The organism is Streptomyces sp. YIM 130001, assembly GCF_003574445.1.
Classification (GTDB): domain Bacteria; phylum Actinomycetota; class Actinomycetes; order Streptomycetales; family Streptomycetaceae; genus Streptomyces.
On sequence record NZ_KZ984549.1, the window covers coordinates 16140 to 36510 of the forward strand.

Here is a 20371-nt window from a genome sequence, read left to right on the forward strand (position 1 = left end):
CGGGCGGCGGACCGCCCGGCACATCACCTCAGGAGCCAGGCACGGGTCCGTTCCAGTACTTCGCCACGGGTGTGGCCCGGGTGGTCCGCGACGATGAACGGATTGCCGATGCGGAGGGCGAAGGTGAGCAGGCAGCGGGCCTCGACGTCACCTTCGTCCTCGCAGACGGCACGGAACAGGGAACGCAGGTAGTCCATCCGCCGGTTGTCGACGCGTCGCAGGCGCTCGGCGACGGCGGGGTCGCGGCGCGCCCAGTCGCGTACGGCGAGGTCGAGGGTGGTGCCGGTCGTGACGTCGTCGGCTTCCGAGACGAGGGTGAACAGCCGGTCGAGGCGGGCCCGTTCGTCGCCGGCATCGCGTTCGACCTGCTCGATGACGCCCTCGGTGACCTCGCGCTCCCAGGCATCGAGCATTTCCTCCAGCAGGGCCTCGCGATTGCGGAAGTGGCCGTAGAAGCCGCCCTTGCTGACGCCGAGCGCCTGCGCGAGCACCTCGACGCGGACCTCGCCGGGGCCGCCGGTCGCGAGCGCGCGCAGACCCTCCTCGACCCATCGAGCGCGCGGCGTGCGCGTCACACCCATCCTGTGCCCCGTCCTCGTCGCCGACTTCGTATACGCCACCGTACAGAAGCCTGCTAGTCTCGATGTATACGGCGCCGTATAGATGGAACGGACCACCGGACGCAACCGTAGGGACAGGGGCACGCTCATGAGACTCCCCACCACCGCATTCACCGCCCGCCCGTGGCGGGTGCACGAGATCGCCGAGGACTTCGACGTCGAGGACGTGTGGGCTCTGCCCACGCCCGGCGGGCCGGACGATCTGGACCGTCTCGTCGCGCAGTTCGCGGAGCGGGACGACGAGAGCCGGGTGGAGTCGCCGGTGTACCGCGCGCTCTTCGCCGTCCGCTGGAAGCTCGGCAAGCTGGCACGTCTCGACAAGCCCAAGAGCGGCGTCGGGGCACGGGTCGCGACGCTGCGCGACCGGCTGCCGGCAGACCTGCGTGACGGGACACGCGGGCCCGACTTCGGGGACCCCGCCAAGTTCCACTCGGTGTTCCTGACCCATGACGAGTGGGCGGCCGAGATGGCCAACAGCACCATGCACTGCGTACTGCACCTGGGGTGGGTGCCGGACGGCAAGGGCGGGTACCACGGCGTGATGACCGTCCTGGTCAAGCCGAACGGACCCCTCGGACGCCTCTACATGCTGGGCATCAAACCGTTCCGCTACGTCGGTGTGTACCCGGCGCTGCTGCGGGCGATCGGACGCCGGTGGGAGGCGAACGGCTCCGGGCGCCACCCGGCGGGAGCGGCCTGAGCCGCCCCCGCGCCAGGCTGCCCGTGCCTCAGTCGTGACGCAGCGGGGTGAGCTGTTCGATGTCGTAGCGCGCCCGCAGTTCGGCGATGGCCGACGGGTGTGGTGAGCCCTCGGCGTCGATCAGAGCGAGCAGCTCCTCGAAGTAGCGCTCGTGGTCCGGCGGCGGGGACGACTGGAAGAACATCTTGGCCGCGGTGCCCGTCCGGTTGGCGAACGCGTGCGGACAGCCCGGCGGCACGACGATGACCGTGCCCGGGGTGGCGCGCACCGTGCGCTGTCCGCCGGGTGACTCCCAGTCCTCCCAGCCGTCCGGGGTCCGCACCCGCGGTTCGAAGGCGAGGACGTCCAGCTCGCCGTCGAGGACGTAGAACAACTCCTCGCTGCGGCTGTGCACATGAGCGCCCACGTCGAATCCGGGCGGCACCACGACCTCGAAGCTGGAGGCCGCCCTGGAGTGCTCGCCGGTGACCTTGAACGTCACCTGCTGGGCCGGTGAGCGCAGGGTCCGCCCGTGGCCGCTGGGCACGAGCAGTCCCTGCGCCGCCGATGCCCCGCCCGGCACGACCGCGGTCACCAGGCCACCGGCATGCCCTCGGGGCCACGGATCAACGCACCCGGGCGCCAGCGCAGTCGGTCCTCCGGCACGGCGAGGTGGAGTCCCGGGAAGCGGTCGGCGAGTGCGTCGACGACGAGTTCGCTCTCCAGGCGCGCGAGCAGTCCGCCGATGCAGTAGTGCGGTCCGTGCCCGAAGGAGACGTGCGGGTTCTGGGCGCGGTCGAAGTCGATGCGGTCCGGGTCGGGGAAGACGTCCGGGTCGCGGTTGGCGGCGAGGTAGGAGACGTAGACGGGGTCGCCGGCCCGGATGCGGACACCGGAGACGGTCACGTCCTCCAGGGCGATACGGGAGAGGCCGACGGAGTTGCGGTGCGGGATGTACCGCAGCAGTTCGTCGATGGCCCGTGGCCGCACCGCCGGGTCGTCACGCAGTCGGGCGAGCAGGTCGGGGCGGGTGAGCAGGATGTACGCCATGTTGCCGGTGTTGTTGGTGACGGCCTCGCCGCCGATCTGGATGAGCAGCGCGAGCCCGACCGCCTCCTCCTCCGTCACGTCGCCCGCTGCCACGGCGGCGGCCAGCAGGCTGACCACGTCCTCGCCGGCCTGGTCGCCCCCGGCCCGCAGCCGCTCGGCGAAGTAGGCGCACATGGCGCCCTTGGCCTGCTCGCTGCGGTCGGCTCCCGCGGAGGAGGAGAGGATGAGGCTGGTCCACTCGTGCATCCGGGGGCGCTCGTGCTCGGGCGTTCCCATGAGTTCGCAGACGACGGCCAGCGGGAACGGCGCGAGGAGGCGCTCGGTGAGGTCGAGCGGCGGGCCGTCACCGAGCATCGAGGCCACGAGTTCGTCGAGCATGTCCTGCGCCCGTGACCGCAGCCGCTCCACACCGCGCCCGGTGAACGCGGGCGCCACCGCCCGTCGCAGGGTCGTGTGGTGCGGCGGGTCCTGCATCCCCACCGCGTCCTTGCTCGGGATGAAGTGCGGGGCGAGCCGGGTCACGTCGCGCTCCATCACGGCGGCGCGGCCGAACCGCGGATCGCCCGCGACCAGGCGTACATCCTCGTAGCGGGAGACCATCCACGCCCAGCCTGTGCCGTGCGGCAGCTGGATCCTGGTGACCGGGCCCTCGTCCATCAGCTCGGCGAGCACGGGGTCGAAGTCCACTCCGTCCAGGTCGATCGCCGGCCAGTGCCGCAGCGGAGGGAGTGCGCCGTCGGGGCCGGTCTCCGCGAGCGGGCATCCGGGGGCGTCGGCCGCCGGGGCGGTGCCCACCGGATCGGCGGTACGGGTCGTGCCGGTCGTGGTCTCACTCTTCATGCTGCCTCCAGCGGCCGAGCGACATCTCCGCGGTGATGCCGGGTCCGAACCCGGCGAGCAGTCCGCAGGCGGCGTCGCGGTTGCCGCCCTCCTCGAACATCCGGCGCAGCGCGTCGAGTACGACAGCGCTGGCGATGTTGCCGTACTCGGTGAGCGTGGCGCGGCTGAACCGGAACGCCTCGGAGGGGACTCCGAGGAACTTGCTCAGGTCGTCGAGGATCCGTGGGCCGCCCGCGTGAATGATGTAGAAGTCCAGCTGGGAGGCGTCCCAGCCGTGCAGTGCCGCCAGCTCCTTGAGGGCTGGGGCGAGGGGTTCCATGGTGCCGGGCACCCGCTTGTCGAGCTGGAAGTGGAATCCCGTGGAGCGGACGTCGTAGGCGATCCAGTCCTCTGTGCCCGGGACCAGGTAGGAGCGGTTGCGCTCGAGGGAGATGCCGGTGCCGCCGCGGCCGCGCACGACTGCCGCCGCTATGCCGTCGCCGAACAGGCCGTTGGACAGCAGATTGCCGATGCCGAGGTCGGTGGGCTGGTAGCACAGCGAGCAGAACTCGCAGGCGACGATCAGGGCGTTGGCCTCCGGATAGGCCAGGCAGAAGTCGTGGGCCCGGTTCACCGCCGCGCCGCCGGCCGCGCAGCCGAGTTGGGCGATGGGTATCTGTCGGGTGTCGGTGTCGAACTCCATCTCGTTGATCAGCCAGGCCGTCATGGACGGCATCATGAATCCGGTGCAGGAGACGTAGATGATCACGTCGATGTCCGCGGTGCGCAGTTCCGCCTCGTCCAGGGCACGGCGTACGACCTCCGGGACCCTGGCCTTGGCCTCGGCCTCGTAGCGGGCGTTGCGTGCGTCGAAGCCGGGGTGCTTGAGCGTTTCCTCGATGGGCTGCACGATGTGCCGCTTCTGCACACCGGTGTTCTCGATCAGCCTTAGCGCAAGCTCCAGTTGGGGGTGGTCCGCGTGCAGTGTCCGAGCCAGGTCGAGCGTCTGCGCCTGAGTGATCACGTGCTCGGGAACGGCCACCGCGGGTCTGCACAACGTCGCCATGGGAGGAGCCCCTTCTGTCGTCCCCGAGTCGTGGGCCCCTGCCCGGGGGCTCTGCTCCCCGGGGGCCGGTACCCAGCGTGACCCGACTACGGGGTCCGCACTGGCTCAGCTGGGCCGAACCGGTGACGGCCCAGTCCCCGGCCGACCCGAGGGGCCTGACGTCCGGGTTCCGTGGACCGCGGCGCGGGCCGACCTGACTCGCCCGGCATCCGTGGTGCCACCACGGATGCCGCACCGGCTCGCTGGACGGATCATGAGGGCACCCGTCGACACCCCCATCCCACCTGGAGGTCACTCATGGCCACCGTCGAGGAGCCTGTACGGCATCGCCGCCCGGACCGTCCAAATCAGTCGGAGCCCATAGGCACGAGGGAGCCGGGCCCACACTTCAGCCGTGACCGTCCGGCCGCCTCGGAGCCCGCAGTCGACTCCGGGCAGGACGGCCCCGCACGCGGGGACCGCATCGTGCGCTGCTGCGCTCCGGTCAAGGGTGAGCGGGCCGCGCGGTCCGCGGGGACCGCCCGTGAACGTCTCGAACTACTCCTGGACCAGGGGTCGTTCCACGAGACCGAGGCGCGCGTGGCGGATCATGGCAGCGACTTCGGCACCGGACTCGGCGCTGCGCACTCGGACGGCGTCCTGACCGGATGGGGACTGGTCGCCGGTCGCACGGTGTTCGTCTACGCGCACGATCCGGGCGTCTTCGAGGGCACCCTGGGCGAGACCTCGGCGGTCAAGGTGCACAAGGTGATGGACCGGGCCCAGCGGATGGGCGCACCGCTGGTCAGTGTCTGCGACGGAGCCGGCGTCCCGGTGCTCGAAGGGGTGGGCGCGCTCGCCCGGCACGGCGGGATCCTGCGCCGGCACGCCCGCGCCTCGGGGGTGATACCGCAGATCAGCGTGGTGCTCGGCCCCTGCTCCGGCACCGCGGCCTACTCCCCCGCCCTCACCGACTTCGTGTTCATGGTGGACGGTACGTCCCAACTGGCCGCGTCCGCCCCCACCCACGTCGAGTCGGCCACCGGCGCCCGCACCGCCCTGGAGGACCTGGGCGGCACCCAGGTGCACGCACGTACCACCGGGACCGCAGGTTTCACTTACCCGGACGAGCGGAGTTGCCTCGACGACGTACGGCATCTGATCGCACAACTACCCTCCAACAACCGGGAGTTGCCGCCCTGGGAGTCCACCCGCGACACACCGGACCGGCGCTGCGAGAACCTGCTCGACCTGGTTCCGGCCGACCTGCGCGAGCCGTACGACATCCGTCCGGTGATCCGCGAGATCGCCGACGCCGAGTCGTTCTTCGAGGTGCACGAGTCGTGGGCACCGAACGTCGTCTGCGCCCTGGTGCGGCTGGACGGCGAGGTGGTCGGCGTGGTGGCGAATCAACCCAGCTCCCAGGCAGGCGCGTTGGACGCGCAGGGCGCGCACAAGGCGGCCCGCTTCGTCACCACCTGCGACGCCTTCAACATCGCTCTGGTCACCCTCGTGGACGTGCCGGGTTTCCTGCCCGGACCGGAGCAGGAGCGCGAGGGCGTACTGCGGTGCGGCGCCCAACTCCTGTACGCCTACGGCAATGCGGCCGTCCCCAGAGTGTCGGTGGTGCTGCGCAAGGCGTACGGCACCGCCTATCTGGTGATGGACTCACGTGCGGCGGGCGCCGACCTGGCCTTCGCCTGGCCGGGCAACGAGATCGCCGTGACCGGCGCCGAGGACGCGGCCGACCGTGCCCTCCCCACCGACATCGAGTACGCGGACGATCCCGAGGCCGGCCGCGAACGTCTCGCCAAGCAGTACCGGGCGGAGCTGATGCATCCCTACGACGCGGCGGAGCGCGGCCTGATCGACGAGGTCATCGATCCGGCCGACACCCGCCGGGTGCTGATCGATTCGCTGGCGGCACTGCACCGCAAGCACGCCGATCTCCCCCTGCGCAAGCACGGGAACCCGCCCCTGTGAACCGGGCCGGCCTCAGGCGTCGTCGTCCGCGGGGTCTTCGGATTCCGGCTCCGGTCGCCCGTCGGCGACGTTGCGCACATAGTCGTCGGCAGCCGCTTCGAGGCCGATGTCGTGCTGGGCGCGCTCCGACAAGTACCAGCGGTGTTCGAGGAGTTCGTGGTACAGCTCCGCCGGGTCCATGCGCTGCGGAACCCGGTCGCGCACGGCGCGGACCACGGGCCGGAAGACCTCGCGGACCCACCGGTGGGCCAGCACCTCGGGGCGCGGTCCGAGTCCGGCGTCGCGGGAGCCCGGCGCGACGTAGTCGGCCTGTGTGGCCATCCAGCTCTCCAGGTCGTTGAGGAGCCGGCGGGCCTGGTTCTCCTCCGCGTCCAGGCCTGTCAGGCGCAGGAGTTGGCGCTGGTGGTGGCCCGCGTCGACGACCTTCGGCACGAAGGTGACGGTGTCTCCGTGGTCGGCGTGCTCTATCTGCATCTCGGCGACGTCGAAGCCCAGGTCGTTGAGCCGCCGGATGCGCCGCTCCATGTAGTGGTGCTTGCCCGCCGGATACACCGAGGTCCGGGTCAGCTCCGACCACAGTGCCTCGTACCGCTCGCCGATCTCGGTGCCGAAGCGGATCGGGTCGAGGGCCGGATGGAGAGCTCCGGCCGCCTCCAGATCGAGCATCTCGCCGCTGATGTTGACCCGCGCGAGATCGATGTCGTACGCCCGCTGTCCGTCGCTCAGGGACGGGTGCAGCTCGCCCGTCTCGGCGTCCACGAGATACGCGGCGAAGGCTCCGGCGTCCCGGCGGAACAGGGTGTTGGACAGCGAACAGTCGCCCCAGGCGAACCCGCCGAGGTGCAGCCGCACGAGCAGCACGGCGAGCGCGTCCATCAGCCGGTGCACGGTCGCCGGCCGCACGGTCGTCTCGAACATCGACCGGTACGGGATGGAGCCGTCCAGGTGCCGGGTGATCAGTACGGGTTCGAGGTCCGCACCGCCCGCCGTGGTGCGGCCGGTGACCACGGCCAGCGGGTCGACGGACGGGATGCTCATCCGGTCGAGGGTGCGCAGGAGTTCGTACTCCCGCAGGGCGGGGCGTTCGGCGATCTCCTTCACCACGACCACCTCGTCGCCGGCCCGTACGTGCCGCACCACGTGCCGCGAGATACCGCGCGGAAGCGGCACGAGGACGTCGTCCGGCCACTCCTCGAGGGGAGTGTGCCAGGGCAGGTCGAGCAGCAGCCCGGGGTGCTCCGGGTTGGTGGCACTGATCTGCAAGGCCATGGGGGTGTCCCGCTCCTGTGCTCGGGGGCGCGGCTGGTTCAGTACAGGCAGCGACGCCCCGAACGGTCCCGCCTGTCGCTGCGTAGTCTCACACCCTCGCCGCGGAGACGATCGCGGTGGGCTCCCGGCTCCTTCCCCGCGTAGGCCGCTCGTTCGACCCGACTCAGGTGCCGTACGGCCGCCGTGAATCCGGTGGACACCGTGCGGTCGGTACTGGCGGCTCAGGGCCTGCGGCGCAGCTCCGCCGGGTGCCGGGAGGCCGGACGGGTGCGAGTGAGGTGGGGATGGTCGCCGCCGAGGTCGTCGGCGAGGGGCTCGAGCCGGGTGCGGAGGTTCTCGTAACCGTGGTGGCGGGCCGCCTCCAGCGCGGTCAGGCAGGCCCGCCAGGCCGCAGCGGGCCTGCCGTGGCGCTGGTGGATGACCGACCGGGCATGCAGCAGCTGCGCCTGCGCCCACGGGTCGTGGTCCGGATCGATGGCCTGCTGGGCACGATCGGCGGCGTAGGCGGCCTCGTCGAGCAGCCCGTCCCCGGCGAGGGCGAGAGCGAGCCTCGCCCAGCCCAGGCCCACGCCCGGAGCGGCACTCGGCAGCCGCTGCCGTCCGCGACCCGACGGGTCGGCGGTCCGCAGGAACTCGCGGGCCGCCGACCAGTCGCTCTGCCCGAGCGCGTGCTCGGCCTGGGCGACCTGTGCAGCGGCGAACAGTCCGCCGTCTCCGCTGACCACCGCGGACCGCCAACTCCCGTCCAGGTACGGCCGAGCGGGCCGGCCGGCGGCGAGCGCCAGATGGGCGGCAAGAGTGAGCGCCTCGGCATGCATGCCCCAGAGCCGGCCGTGCGCCGTCAGGTGGCACCGGACCAGATCGAGCGCGAACTCCGCCCAGTCCCGGGTCAGCCACCAGAACCACAGGTCGACGCAGATCCCGAGCAGCGCCACGTCCCCGTCCGGGCCCTCCGGGACCTCGCCGGGGTGTTCCAGTACGGCGCTCAGCAGCGGCCAGTCCTCCTCGACGGTCCGCAGCGCGCGGCGGTGCTGGCCGATGTCCCAGAGGTGACGCGCGTTGACGGCGATGAGCTGGGCCCGCAGGCGCAGCCGGTGCCGCGCCTCGTCGTGTTCGCCGCGGGCTCGTAGTTGCCGCAGGCCCCAGGCACGCGCGGAGGCGGTGAGCCGGTAGCGGGGTGCCGTGACGGCGCCGGGATCGCGGTCGGCGCGAACCACCGAGGCCAGGTTGAGGCGGGCGACTGCGGACGGGATCTGCGCGGGTGGGCAGGCACCGGCGTCACCGGCCAGGGTCTGCGCGGTGGCGAGGTCGAAGGTGGACGGCAGCACGGAGAGCCGGGCCCAGACCGTCCGGTCGCCCTGGTCGAGGAATCGGGCGCCCGCGTCCTCCGCGGCCAGCATGGACGTGTGGCGCCGAGGTCCGGCGGGGCGGGTGGCGCCGGACGCCAGAAGCAGGGCGAGCGGGTTGTGTTCGAGCGCCGCACAGAGAGCTGCCGGGTCGGCGGGTTCGGCCACCGGTCCGGGTCCGTCGGTCGCCGTGCACAACTCCCTGGCGTCGTCGGCGTCGAGCGGACCCAGGCGCAGAATGGTTTCTTCGCCGAGCCCGAGCGGGCCCCGCGAGGTGACGAGAACCTTCAGGCGCGGCAGCCGCATCAGCAGGTCCTGCACGAGACGGGCCAACGGCAGGCGTACGGGGTCGACATCGTCCAGGAAGAGCAGGCAGCGGCGGTTCCGCAGCGCGCGGGCCAGTGCTTCGAGGCCCGCCTCGGGGGCGAGGCCGGCCGCCTCGCACAGTCCCTCGAGAGCGCCCTTCTCCCGGCCCGGCCCCCACCAGCGTGCCCGCAGGAGGCGGTCGCGTTTCCAGGTGCGGGACACGATGTCCGCGGCCTCTTCGGCCAGCCGGCTCTTGCCCACTCCCGCCGGCCCCGTCACGGTGGTCAACCGTTCGCGGCCCAGGAGTGCTCGGAGCCGGTCGCGCTCGGCACTGCGCCCCACCATCCGTCCCTGGCTCATGCGCCATTGCCCTGCGCCCTTGCGCGTCGCCATCCCGTCCCCGTCGTTCGGCCAAGGTGAAGCCTTTCCGCTCCGGACATGGTGGGAGACGGGGGGCGTTCGGGCGTCAGGACTCTGATGCGGTTCACCCGATCGGGGGGCTCTGGCCGGATTTCTGCACGGTGGCGGGCTCGGGCACCTAAAGGGCCGGGACCGCGCGCCGCCTCGGGCGGACGGCTGACTCGTGGAGGCGCCCGCCCCCGCCGGTACGGTGATGCGTCGTGGACATGAACCTGCTCCGTTCGCTCCATCAGGACGGCCTCGCGTACGACGCGGCACAGAGCGACCGACTGCTGCGCCGTCGCAATCTGGAACCCGAGTCGGCCGCCCTGCTCTCCGTCGTCCTGCAGACCGCGGGTGTGCGGCGGATGGCCGAGATCGGCACCTCCAACGGCTACTCGGCGATCTGGTTCGCGGATGCGCTGCACGCCACCGGCGGTGCGCCCCTGCTCAGTGTCGACCTGGACGGCGACGCACAGCGCGCGGCATCGGGCCATCTCGAGCGGGCCGGTCTCGCCGGCCTGGTGGAGTTGCGGCACGCCGACGGCGGCGAGGTGCTGCGGGCGCTGCCGGACATGGGCCTGGACGCGCTGTTCCTGGACTCCGAGCGGACCGAGTACGCGAGTTGGTGGCCGCATCCGCGCCGGGTTCTGCGCCCGGGCGGGTTGCTGATCGTCGACAACGTCCTCTCGCATCCCGACGAGGTGGCGGAGTTCCGCCGACTCGTGGAAGGCGACGGCGAGTTCGGGACGTCCACCGTCGCCGCGGTGGGCAAGGGGCTGCTGCTCGCGGTACGTGCGCAGGCCTGAACCGGGGCCGCGGGGGCGTCAGTCGGGTGGCAGGGCGATCTCGCACCAGACACGTTTGCCGGTGCCGCGCGGCTCGACGCCCCAGGAGTCGGCGAGTTCCTCGATCAGCATCAGACCGCGCCCGGAGGTGGACTCGTCCGTCGTGGCGACGCGCCGCGGCTGAGCGGGCGAGGTGTCGCTGACGGCGAGCCGGAGCGCTCGCCCGCCGCTCACCGGGTGCGCGGTGAGCATGGCGTACCCGTCGGTGTGCAGCAGCGCGTTGGTACTGAGTTCACAGGCCAACAGCTCGGCCGTATCGGTGAGTTCGTCGAGCGACCAGCGCGTCAGCGCGGCGCGCAGAGCGGCTCTGGCGGTACGCAGCGAGTCCGGGTCGGCGCGGGTGAGGCTGAGCTCCACCTTCGGCAGCCGGTCCGGGTGGCGCCGGTCCCGGCGCAGCACCAGCAGGGCCACGTCGTCCTCCTCGCTGGTGAAGGCGCCCATGGTCTTCAGCAGGTGGTCGGCGAGATCGTCCGGTTCCGGTGGGCCGTCCCGGAGTACTTCGAGGAGCCTGGTGCGTCCCCGGTCCAGGTCCTCCATGCGCGCCTCCACCAGTCCATCGGTGTACAGGACGAGCGTCGCCCCCGGCGCCAGGATCGTTTCGGAGGCCGGGTACGGAGGCTGGGCACCCATCGGTGCGACGCCGAGCGGCAGACCGCCGGGGGTGGGCAGCCAGCCGCAGGAGCCGTCGGGGCTGCGTACGACGGGTTCGGGGTGGCCGGCCCGGACCGTGACGGTCAGGCCGGTGTGCGGGTCGATGATGGCGAGCAGGCAGGTGGCGAAGCGGTCGGTGTCCAGGTCGGCGAGGAAGTCGGCGGCGCGTGCCATCACCGTGGTGGCGGGGTGCCCCTCGGCCGCGTAGGCCCGTAGTGCGATGCGGAGTTGACCCATCACGGCGGCAGCCGTCACGTCGTGGCCCTGTACGTCGCCGACCACCGCGGCGATCCGGCCGTCCGGCAGGGTGAGCGCGTCGTACCAGTCGCCGCCGATGCCGCCGCGTGCCCTGGCCGGCTGGTACCGGGGGGTGAGGGAGACTCCGGTGATCTCCGGCAGGCGCCCCGGGAGCATGGCCGTCTGCAGGCCGGCGGCCAGTTCGTGCTCCTGGTCGTAGAGCAGGGCGCGCTGCAGGGACTGGGCGATGACCTTGCCGAGGGCGGTCAGTACGGTCCGTTCGTCCGGGGTGAACCCGGCCCGTCCGTCGTAGGTCAGGCCCACGGAGCCGATCGGGGTGTCCTGGGCGATCAGCGGCAGGTAGACGGCGACGGCCGTCGGGGAGACCGCTCCCACGTAGGGCGCCAGCTGCGGGTAGCGGTCCCGGTACTCGTCGCGCGAGGTGATGAAGACCGGCTGACGGGTGACCACCGGTTCGGTGAGCGGCAGTGGGTCGGTCAGGCGGGAGAGGTGGAAGTCCCGGACGAACGCCGGCGGGCAGCCGTTGGAACCGACGATCTGCAGGTGCCCGTTGTCGACGAGGGCGAGCACGATGGTGGCGGCGCCGAGCTGTTCCAGCAGCTGGGTGCTGGTGAGGGCGCCTGCGACGTCGTCCACGGTGACGGCGGGGGCGAGCGCGTCGCTGACGTGCCGGACGATGTCGGCCTGTCGGCGTCTCTCGTCGCGTGCGCGGCGCAGTTCCTCGGTGTGGTCGACGGCGCGCAGTTCCTGGCTGGCGTCGCGGATGATCCCGATGACGCGCACCGGTGAGCCGTCCGCGTCGCAGACGACGTGGCCCTGGGTGTGCGTCCAGCGCAGCCGTCCGCCGGGCAGCCGCACCCGGAAGTAGAGGCTGAAGCCGGTGCGGTCGCGCAGCGCCCGGCCCACCTGGTCCTCCACTGCGGGCAGCTCGACGTCCACCATCCGCTCGCCGAGGGTGGGCAGCTTGCCGTCGAACTCGCCGGGGGCGAAGCCCATCACGGCCAGGCCGGCGTCGTCGTAGCGCATGGTGTTGCTGGCCACGTGCCAGGTGAAGCTGCCCATGCCGTTGGCGGCGAGCGCCAGGTCGGGACGCGGCGGTTCGATGTCGGGGGCGCGGTCGGGTGCGGTGGCTTCAGGCACGGGAACGGGCGCTGGTGCCGGCGCTGGTGCTTCAGGCCTGGGCGTGCTCGCGTCGTCCGGGCGCGAGCGGGGGCCATCGGCCGGCTGGTGATCCGGATCGACGTGATTCATGACGGCCTCCCAACCCGCGTCCCGCGGGGCCGGCCCGTGCCGCGGCCCGGTCGACGCCGTTCTCCGCACCGCTGCCGGACCGTGCGCACCACCTCATTCTGCGGGCGCGGCACTGCTCCCGCCCGCCGTGGCTCCTGCGGGCCGCTCGGCCGCTGTGTCCTGCCGTGCCTTCTGCTCCCGCTGCGCCTCGTCGCCCGGACGTACGGAGCAGACCAGGGAGTCGTCCACCACATCGGCGACGATGGTGTCGCCCGGCCCCGCCTCGCCGGAGATCACGAGCGAGGCGATGCGGTTGTCCAGTTCGGTCTGGATGGTGCGGCGCAGCGGTCTGGCTCCGAATTCGGGCTGGTGACCGTGCGCGACCAGGAGCTTCTTGGCCGCCTCGGTCACCTCGAGGTCCATGCCCTGGGCGCGCACCCGGCGACGGCTCTCGTCGAGCAGCAGGCCCACGATGTGCGAGAGATCGTCCGCGGTGAGGCCGTGGAAGATGATGATCTCGTCGATGCGGTTGAGGAACTCGGGCCTGAAGTGCCCCCGCAGGTCGGACATCAGGTCGTCCTTGATCTCCGACACATCGCCGTGGTGCGCCAGGATGCGGTGGGCGCCCACGTTGGAGGTCATCACGACGATGGTGTTGCGGAAGTCGACCGTACGTCCCTGACCGTCCGTCAGGCGGCCGTCGTCCAGGACCTGCAGGAGTGCGTTGAACACGTCGGGGTGGGCCTTCTCCACCTCGTCGAAGAGCACGACACTGTACGGCTGGCGGCGGATCCGCTCGGTGAGCTGGCCGGCCTCGTCGTGACCCACGTATCCGGGCGGTGCGCCGATCAGGCGGGAGACGGTGTGCTTCTCCTGGAACTCGCTCATGTCGAAGCGCACCAGGCGACTCTCGTCGCCGAACAGCAACTCGGCGAGCGCCTTGGCCAGTTCGGTCTTGCCGACGCCGGTGGGGCCGAGGAAGAGGAACGAGCCGACCGGCCGGTCCGGGTCGCTCATACCGGCGCGGGAACGGCGTACCGCCTCGGAGATGGCCACCACGGCCTCGTCCTGTCCGACGACCCGGCTGTGCAGCGCGTCCTCCAGCTTGAGGAGCCGCTTCTTCTCGTCCTCGGTGAGTTGGGCGACGGGAATGCCGGTGCGGCGGGAGAGGATCTCGGCGATGTCGTCGGCGGTCACCTTCATCACGCCCTCGCGGCGCTCGGCGATGCCCGCAAGTTCCGACTCGGTGCCGGCGATCCGGTCCTTGAGTTCCTTGGCGCGCTCGAAGTCCTCGTGCGCCACGGCCTCGTCCTTCTCCCGCCGCAGCTTGGTGAGGACGTCCTCGCGCTCCACGGCCTCCGTGGACCTGCCGAGCGAACGCAGCCGGACGCGGGCGCCCGCGGTGTCGATGAGGTCGATGGCCTTGTCCGGCAGAAAGCGGTCGGTCACATAACGGTCGGAGAGGTCGGCCGCTGCCGCGAGCGCCTCGTCGGTGTATCTGACCTGGTGGTGCGCCTCGTACGAATCGCGCAGGCCCTCCAGGATCTGGACGGTCTCGGCGACCGTGGGTTCGGGGACGGTGACCGGCTGGAAACGGCGTTCGAGGGCGGCGTCCTTCTCGACGTACTTGCGGTACTCGTCGAGCGTGGTGGCGCCGACCACGTGCAACTCGCCGCGTGCCAGGGCCGGTTTGAGGATGTTGCCGGCGTCCATGGAGCCCTCGCCGCCTCCGCCCGCGCCGACCACGGTGTGCAGTTCGTCGATGAACAGGATCGTCGAGTCGGAGGCGGCGGTGACCTCGTCGATGACGTTCTTGATGCGCTCCTCGAACTCGCCGCGGTACTTGGATCCGGCGACCATCCCGGTCAGGTCGAGCGCGACCACCCGCCGGTCCGCGAGGGATCCGGGCACGTCACCGGCGACGATCCGCTGGGCGAGGCCCTCCACGATCGCCGTCTTGCCGACGCCGGGCTCACCGATGAGCACCGGGTTGTTCTTCGTACGGCGGGAAAGGATCTCCACCGTCTGCTCGATCTCCTCCGCCCTGCCGACCACGACGTCGAGTCGGCCGGCCTTGGCATCGGCGGTCAGGTCCCTGCCGTATTCGTCGAGTGTCGGGGTGTCGCTCGGGGGCTTGGCCGCCTGGGTGTCCGTGCCGCCGGGCTCCCCGGCCTCCTGGAGGACGGCGCGGGCGTCGACGCCGTGCGCCTGCAGCAGTTTCGCGGCCGCCGAGTCCTGGTCGGAGACGAGCGAGAGCAGGATGTGCTCGGGGCCGATGTAGGAGGACTCCGCGGCCTGGGACATGGCGTGCGCGCGCAGCAGGGTCCGTTTGGCGGCCGGCGTGAGGTCCGGGGTTCCGGAGACCTCGGAGCCCTCGCCCGGCAAGGCCTCGGCGACCTGCCGGCCGAGCCGTTCGGGGTCCACGCCGGCGCGCTGCAGGAGGGTGCGGGTCGGCTCGGCCTGGGTGCAGGCCCAGAGCAGATGCTCGGTGTCGAGGTCAATGCTGCCGTCCGCGACGGCTCGTTCCGCCGCCTTGGCCAGGAGGTCCTGGGCGGACTCGGTGAGCAGCCTGCCGATCGGCACTCGCTGCACCGCGGGCGGGGACGCCATCGGCGACGTACCGAAGAACCTGCCCAGCAGATCCCCGAAGGGGTCGGAGGAGCCGAACGAACCGAAGGACGAGAGCGACATGGCCTGTGGCCTCCTTGGACGCTGTGTCCTGCCCGAATGCGCAGGGTCGCGCGCCGCGGCTCGCCCGCCACGGCGCTTCCTTCACACCGAAACAGCAGCGGGTAGGTCCCGCAACGCGAGGAAGTGCCCCGCCGCCGAGGCGCGGCGCGGCGGAACGTACAGCTGCCCCGGATGCCGCCACGCGACTGCCTTGCCCACTCATCCGCCCGTCACCATGCCCGCCGCGAGGCCGAGGATCAGCGCGCCGGAGACCACGGCGGTGACGCGCCTGCCTCGCGGCCCGGTGAGGAACCTGCCGAACACGGTCCCGCAGCAGGCCAGGAACACCTGCCAGCTCGCCGAGGCGGCCACCACGGCGACGAGATACGCGACGGCCTCGGCTCCGCCCGCGCCCTGCTGCGCCTGACGCCCCAGGATCAGGGCCACGAAGTACAGGGCAGGCCAGGGGTTGAGCGCGGTCAGGCCCAGGAACATGAGGTAGGACCGGGGTGGTGTCGGGCCCGCCGCACGCGGGCCTGCGGTGGCGGCCGGTCCGGCCGAGGTGCGCCGGGCGCTCAGGAGGATGCGTACGGCCATGCCCGCGAGTACCAGGAATCCGATCCACCGCAGGGGCCCGGCGTACGGTTCGATCGCCGTGGCGAGGGCGGCGCCGCCGGCCAGTGCGGCCACGGCGTAGAAGGCGTCGGCGGTCGCGGCGCCGAGGGCGGCGAAGACGCCGACCCGGAACGAGGTCCGCGCGGTCACCTCCACCATGAGCACGGCGACCGCCCCGACCGGGACGGCCAGTCCGTAGCCCGCCCAGAGGCCGGCGAGTACTGATTCGAGCACGTCGAAGTCCGTTCATGGTGCGCAGGAGGAGGCGTCCGCCGGTGTCCGGGAGGCGGTTCGCGGTACATTCTTGAACGCGTGAACCTTGTGACACCAGCGAATGTTTCTGCACATGACCGTTCGACGGAGCAACATGATTGACCCGCGTCTGCGTACCCTGCGTGTCCTGCACGCCGAGGGCACGGTCACCGCCACCGCTGCCGCCCTGCACCTGACGCCGTCCACCGTCTCCCAGCAACTACGCCAGCTGGCGGCCGAGTTGGACGTACGACTGCTCGAACCCGAGGGGCGGCGGGTGCGGCTCACCCCGGCCGCGCTGACGCTCGTCGAGCACACCGACGTACTGCAGGCACAGTGGGAGCGAGCCGACGCCGACCTCGAGGTGCATCGCAGCGGATCCGCCGGACTGCTGCGGATGACCGGCGTCGCCACGGCCGTCGCGGCGCTGATGGTGCCGGCGGTGCGGCATCTGCGGTCCCGGTTCCCGGGGATGACGTTCCACCTGGGCGAGGATCCGGGCGAGGACCGGTACCGGATGCTGCTCGCAGGCCGCACGGACATCGCGGTCGTCATCCCGACCCCGGATTCACCGCCACCCGACGAGCGGGCCTTCGATCAGCGTCTGCTCCTCGAGGAGCCACAGGATCTGCTCGTCCCCGACCAGCACCGACTCGCGGGCAAGCGGCGCGTGGAGCTCGCCGACGCTGACCGGGAGACCTGGATCGCGGCCGGCGATCCGGCCGACCAGCATCGGCTGCTCCTCGGTGCGGCAGTCGCCGCGGGGTTCACGCCACGGATCGAGCACGGCGCGGTCGACTGGTCCGCGGTCGTCGCGCTGGTCGCCGGCGGACTCGGGATCTGTCTGATGCCGCGGCTGGCACCCGTACCGCCCGGCCTCGCGGTGCGGCGGGTGCCGCTGGCCGGAGCCGTGCGGCCCACCCGACGGCTCGTCGCCTGCGTGCGCCGCGGGAGCGCGGATCAGCCGGTCATCGGCCGAGGTCTCGCGGCGCTCGCGGAAGAGGCGTCGGCGCTGGGGTGAGGCGAGCGGGGTCGCGTCACCGAGGTACCCGAACCTCCCGGAGCGGATCGCCTCCGTCGATGAACAACCGCCCCTCGGGCGCGAGTACGCCGCCGATACGGACCGGCACCCGCCTCCCCGACGCCGGGTGACGGCCGTCCAGGGCCCCGACCCGGAAGGCGAAGACGAGGTCGAACGGCCCCTCCCCCGGCTCCGCGGCGAAGTCCTCCGCCGCACACTGCCGCACCGTCTGCCGCCCGGAGGCGATCTCGGCCGCGCAGGCGGTACGGGCCAGGGCCACGGCTGCGGCGGACCGGTCGACGGCCACGATGTGCCCGGACCGCAGACGTGCGGCGACGGCGCGAGCCGCCGCGCCCGGACCCAGCCGATCTCCAGGACGCGCAGCCCGGGCTCCAGCGGGAGGGCCTCGACAGCGGCGCGGAGACGCGGCGACAGATGCGCCAAGAGCCGACCGTACGCCGGGGATCGGGCCCGCTTCCCGGCCGAAGCGGGACGTCCCGGACGGAACGCACGGCGGTCCGACGGAATGCTCCGTCCCTGTGTGGGCATCGGGTGGCGCCCCTGGCAGACTGCAGCCGCGGTCGGCCGGCGGCTCGCGCCGCGGGGTGGATCGCGGGCATCGCCCGCGCACGGGAGCCCGTCGGCGGGACCTCGCGGGTGGCGATGGACCGCTGCCGCCGGGCGGACGGCAGGCGGCCGTCGTGAAAGTCGGCAGGACGGTGCACCGATTCTTGTTATCCGCCCGGGCACCGGACGTCTCCCAGGTGTCGAGGGAGCAGGCCCGAGCAGACAGAGGCAGGGGACGGCACGTGAGCAGCGAACGTGACACGGCGTTGATCAGAGCAGCACAGGCGGGCGAGCAGCAGGCCCAGGACCGGCTGGTGGCCGCGTACCTACCGCTGGTCTACAACATCGTGGGCCGCGCCCTGAACGGCCACGCGGACGTGGACGACGTGGTGCAGGAGACGATGATCCGGATGCTCGGTGGGCTGCCCGCCCTGCGTGATCCGGACACCTTCCGCAGTTGGTTGGTCGCCATCACCATGAACCAGATACGCGGCCACTGGCGGGAACGCCGGTTCGGCGCGATACCCGGCGGCGGCCTGCACGAAGCACACGACGTCGCCGACCCGGGAGTGGATTTCGTCGATCTCACGATCGTGCGGCTCGGGCTCTCCGGCCAGCGGCGCGAGGTCGCGGAGGCCACCCGCTGGCTGGACGAGGACGACAGGGCGCTGCTCTCGCTGTGGTGGCTGGAGGCCGCCGGCGAACTGTCCAGGGCGGAGGTCGCTGCGGCGCTGGAACTCTCCGCGCAGCACACCGCGGTTCGGGTGCAGCGGATGAAGGCGCAGCTGGAGACCGCGCGGGTGGTGGTGCGTGCGCTGTACGCGGACCCGCGGTGTGTGTTGCTCGCCGATCTGGTCGCGGGTTGGGACGGATCGCCGTCGGCTCTGTGGCGCAAGCGCATCGCGCGGCATGCGCGGGGCTGTACCGCCTGTTCGGGTCACTGGTCCGGACTCGTCCCGGCCGAGGGGCTGTTGGTCGGTCTCGCTCTCGTACCGGCAGGTGCGGCGGGCGCTCACTTCGCGGCCGGCGGGGTCGGTTCGGGCGGCTCGGCGCCGACGGCCGCGTCGTATCAGGCGGGGCCCGACGGCGGGTACGGGGAGGCCGGGCACTCGGCCGATACCGGGTTCACCGGGGCCTCGTACGGCGACCCGGGTGTCTCCGGACCGGTCGGCGGCCACACTCCGCGCCGCCGGAAGACGGCGCAGGGGCGCCGGACCACCGTGGTCGCCGCCGTCGCCGTACTCGCCGCCGCGGGTGGTGCCGTGTACCTGTCGACCTGGCCGGATCAGGACGAAAGGGAGCGGGACACGGTCGGCGCCCGGTCCGCGGCCGTGTCCCCGACGACACCGAGCCGCACCCCCGAGGCCTCCCCCGGCAAGACGTCCGAGAAGCCCTCCCCGAAACCGAGCAAGTCCTCGGCGAAGCCGTCGCCGAAACCCACCACCGCCAAGCCCACCAAGAAGCCGGCACCCAAGCCCGAGCCGAAGCCCACCCGCCCCGCGGCACCCGCACCGAGCGGCAAAGTGGAACAGGTGGTCGCACTGGTCAACTCCGAGCGCGCCAAGCAGGGTTGCGGTCCGGTCACCGCCAACTCCACGCTCCACGAGGCCGGCCGTCGCCACTCGGTCGATATGGCGGCCCGCGACTACTTCGACCACACCAGCCCGGACGGAAAGGACCCGGGCGACCGCATCACCGCGGCCGGTTACCGCTGGAGCACGTACGGCGAGAACATCGCCCGCGGCCAGCAGACCGCCGCGCAGGTCATGGAGGGCTGGATGAACAGCGAGGGACACCGCGCGAACATCCTCAACTGCTCCTTCAAGGAGATCGGCGTCGGCATCCACGAAGCGGGCGGCGGCCCTTGGTGGACCCAGGTGTTCGGCGCGAAGCTCTGACCCTCGCCCGTGCCGTATCCCGTCACGAACGCGAAAATCGAGAGCCCCGGACCGCGGCGCGGCCTACCCTCGTCGCCATGCCCGACGCCTGCTTCGCCCACCCGCGACTCGCCGCGGTCTACGACCCGCTCGACCCCGATCGCAGTGACCTGGACGCCTACGTGCGGATGGCGGAGGAGTTCGGCGCCCGGACGGTTCTCGACATCGGATGCGGTACCGGCGTGTTCGCGCTGCGCCTGGCCGGGCTCGGCCTCGACGTCGTGGGCGTCGACCCAGCCCGGGCATCCCTCGACGTCGCACGGGGCAGACCCGGCGCCGACGCGGTCCGCTGGCTGTGCCAGGACGCCACCGGACTACCGCCCCTGCAAGCCGACTTGGTGACGATGACGGCGAACGTGGCCCAGGCCATCGAGGCGCCCGCGATGTGGCAGGCCACGCTCCGGGCCGCCCACGGGGCGCTGCGGCCGGGCGGCCGCCTGGTCTTCGAGACGCGTGTCCCGGCGCGGCGCGCCTGGCTGGAGTGGACACCGGAGCGCTCCCGCCGGGTCACGGACGTGCCGGGAGTCGGCCGCATCGACAGCTGGGTGGAGCTGACCGAGGTCGACCTGCCACTGGTCAGCTTCCGCTGGACCTACGTCTTCGCATCCGATGCCGAGACGCTGACATCGGACTCGACGCTGCGGTTTCGCGAACTGGCGGACATCGAGGCCGACTTGGCGGCTCATGGCTTCGGGGTGGAGGAGGTGCGGGACGCTCCGGACCGGCCGGGCAAGGAATTCGTTCTGGTGGCGCGCCGGCTGTGAGCGTGGCGCGCCGGCCGAGTGACCGGCCGGCCGGCGCGTGAG

16 protein-coding genes are annotated in these 20371 nt (G+C 72.1%); 6 read left to right on the plus strand and 10 right to left on the minus strand.

What is annotated here, in order from left to right; genetic code table 11:
* Nucleotides 1-23: 23 nt before the first annotated feature.
* Nucleotides 24-581 (minus strand): TetR/AcrR family transcriptional regulator, encoded by a 558-nt coding sequence (locus tag DSC45_RS03215; protein ID WP_119286917.1) that lies wholly within the window; start codon nt 579-581, stop codon nt 24-26.
* 127 nt (nt 582-708) lie between these two features.
* Between DSC45_RS03215 and DSC45_RS03220 the strand changes: the two genes are divergently transcribed.
* A complete protein-coding gene (locus DSC45_RS03220; protein WP_119286919.1) occupies nt 709-1320 on the plus strand; it encodes a DUF2867 domain-containing protein in 612 nt (203 codons plus the stop codon).
* A gap of 28 nt (nt 1321-1348) precedes the next feature.
* Here DSC45_RS03220 and DSC45_RS03225 read toward each other — a convergent pair whose 3' ends face one another.
* The 3 genes from DSC45_RS03225 to DSC45_RS03235 are packed head-to-tail and all read right to left on the minus strand — an operon-like array spanning nt 1349 to nt 4234.
* A complete protein-coding gene (locus DSC45_RS03225) occupies nt 1349-1882 on the minus strand; it encodes a cupin domain-containing protein (RefSeq protein WP_119287633.1) in 534 nt (177 codons plus the stop codon).
* 8 nt (nt 1883-1890) lie between these two features.
* On the minus strand, nt 1891-3189 hold the full coding sequence (locus DSC45_RS03230; RefSeq protein WP_119286920.1) for a cytochrome P450: 1299 nt from the start codon (nt 3187-3189) through the stop codon (nt 1891-1893).
* Nucleotides 3179-4234, minus strand: a complete 1056-nt coding sequence (locus DSC45_RS03235; RefSeq protein ID WP_119286922.1) for a type III polyketide synthase — start codon at nt 4232-4234, stop codon at nt 3179-3181. The genes DSC45_RS03230 and DSC45_RS03235 overlap by 11 nt, the downstream gene beginning before the upstream one ends.
* 465 nt (nt 4235-4699) lie before the next feature.
* On the opposite strand from DSC45_RS03235, the gene DSC45_RS03240 reads away from it, so the two are divergent.
* Nucleotides 4700-6196, plus strand: a complete 1497-nt coding sequence (locus DSC45_RS03240; protein WP_240434410.1) for an acyl-CoA carboxylase subunit beta — start codon at nt 4700-4702, stop codon at nt 6194-6196.
* Between the two features lie 12 nt (nt 6197-6208).
* Here the strand turns inward: DSC45_RS03240 and DSC45_RS03245 are convergent, their stop codons facing one another.
* Nucleotides 6209-7465, minus strand: a complete 1257-nt coding sequence (locus DSC45_RS03245; RefSeq protein ID WP_119286925.1) for a DUF4032 domain-containing protein — start codon at nt 7463-7465, stop codon at nt 6209-6211.
* A 221-nt stretch (nt 7466-7686) separates the two neighbouring features.
* Complete coding sequence (locus DSC45_RS03250; protein WP_162929110.1) at nt 7687-9477, minus strand: AAA family ATPase; 1791 nt, start codon at nt 9475-9477, stop codon at nt 7687-7689.
* A 266-nt stretch (nt 9478-9743) separates the two neighbouring features.
* On the opposite strand from DSC45_RS03250, the gene DSC45_RS03255 reads away from it, so the two are divergent.
* Nucleotides 9744-10325 (plus strand): O-methyltransferase, encoded by a 582-nt coding sequence (locus DSC45_RS03255; protein WP_119287635.1) that lies wholly within the window; start codon nt 9744-9746, stop codon nt 10323-10325.
* A gap of 18 nt (nt 10326-10343) precedes the next feature.
* On the opposite strand, the gene DSC45_RS03260 is transcribed toward DSC45_RS03255, so the two are convergent.
* The 3 genes from DSC45_RS03260 to DSC45_RS03270 form a co-directional block, all read right to left on the minus strand.
* On the minus strand, nt 10344-12413 hold the full coding sequence (locus DSC45_RS03260) for a SpoIIE family protein phosphatase (protein ID WP_240434412.1): 2070 nt from the start codon (nt 12411-12413) through the stop codon (nt 10344-10346).
* 204 nt (nt 12414-12617) lie between these two features.
* Complete coding sequence (locus DSC45_RS03265; RefSeq protein ID WP_119286931.1) at nt 12618-15194, minus strand: ATP-dependent Clp protease ATP-binding subunit; 2577 nt, start codon at nt 15192-15194, stop codon at nt 12618-12620.
* Between the two features lie 198 nt (nt 15195-15392).
* Nucleotides 15393-16022 (minus strand): LysE family transporter, encoded by a 630-nt coding sequence (locus DSC45_RS03270; RefSeq protein WP_119286933.1) that lies wholly within the window; start codon nt 16020-16022, stop codon nt 15393-15395.
* A 133-nt stretch (nt 16023-16155) separates the two neighbouring features.
* Between DSC45_RS03270 and DSC45_RS03275 the strand changes: the two genes are divergently transcribed.
* On the plus strand, nt 16156-17061 hold the full coding sequence (locus DSC45_RS03275) for a LysR family transcriptional regulator (RefSeq protein ID WP_119286935.1): 906 nt from the start codon (nt 16156-16158) through the stop codon (nt 17059-17061).
* Between the two features lie 16 nt (nt 17062-17077).
* Here DSC45_RS03275 and DSC45_RS36765 read toward each other — a convergent pair whose 3' ends face one another.
* Nucleotides 17078-17890, minus strand: coding sequence for a methyltransferase domain-containing protein (locus DSC45_RS36765; RefSeq protein WP_346426641.1), 813 nt, complete (start codon nt 17888-17890; stop codon nt 17078-17080).
* On the opposite strand from DSC45_RS36765, the gene DSC45_RS03285 reads away from it, so the two are divergent.
* Both DSC45_RS03285 and DSC45_RS03290 read left to right on the plus strand, forming a co-directional pair.
* Nucleotides 17871-19526, plus strand: a complete 1656-nt coding sequence (locus tag DSC45_RS03285; protein WP_119286937.1) for a sigma-70 family RNA polymerase sigma factor — start codon at nt 17871-17873, stop codon at nt 19524-19526. The genes DSC45_RS36765 and DSC45_RS03285 overlap by 20 nt on opposite strands.
* 77 nt (nt 19527-19603) lie before the next feature.
* Nucleotides 19604-20329 carry a class I SAM-dependent methyltransferase gene (locus tag DSC45_RS03290; RefSeq protein ID WP_119286939.1) on the plus strand — a complete coding sequence of 242 codons (726 nt, stop codon included), beginning with the start codon at nt 19604-19606 and terminating at the stop codon, nt 20327-20329.
* Nucleotides 20330-20371: the final 42 nt, after the last annotated feature.

Bases quoted from the DNA above. Each gene is read 5' to 3' on its own strand.
- DSC45_RS03215 (WP_119286917.1), bottom strand. From the start codon at position 581: ATGGGTGTGACGCGCACGCCGCGCGCTCGATGGGTCGAGGAGGGTCTG.
- DSC45_RS03220 (WP_119286919.1), top strand. From the start codon at position 709: ATGAGACTCCCCACCACCGCATTCACCGCCCGCCCGTGGCGGGTGCAC.
- DSC45_RS03230 (WP_119286920.1), bottom strand. From the start codon at position 3,189: ATGAAGAGTGAGACCACGACCGGCACGACCCGTACCGCCGATCCGGTG.
- DSC45_RS03235 (WP_119286922.1), bottom strand. From the start codon at position 4,234: ATGGCGACGTTGTGCAGACCCGCGGTGGCCGTTCCCGAGCACGTGATC.
- DSC45_RS03245 (WP_119286925.1), bottom strand. From the start codon at position 7,465: ATGGCCTTGCAGATCAGTGCCACCAACCCGGAGCACCCCGGGCTGCTG.
- DSC45_RS03250 (WP_162929110.1), bottom strand. From the start codon at position 9,477: ATGAGCCAGGGACGGATGGTGGGGCGCAGTGCCGAGCGCGACCGGCTC.
- DSC45_RS03255 (WP_119287635.1), top strand. From the start codon at position 9,744: ATGAACCTGCTCCGTTCGCTCCATCAGGACGGCCTCGCGTACGACGCG.
- DSC45_RS03265 (WP_119286931.1), bottom strand. From the start codon at position 15,194: ATGTCGCTCTCGTCCTTCGGTTCGTTCGGCTCCTCCGACCCCTTCGGG.
- DSC45_RS03275 (WP_119286935.1), top strand. From the start codon at position 16,156: ATGATTGACCCGCGTCTGCGTACCCTGCGTGTCCTGCACGCCGAGGGC.
- DSC45_RS03290 (WP_119286939.1), top strand. From the start codon at position 19,604: ATGCCCGACGCCTGCTTCGCCCACCCGCGACTCGCCGCGGTCTACGAC.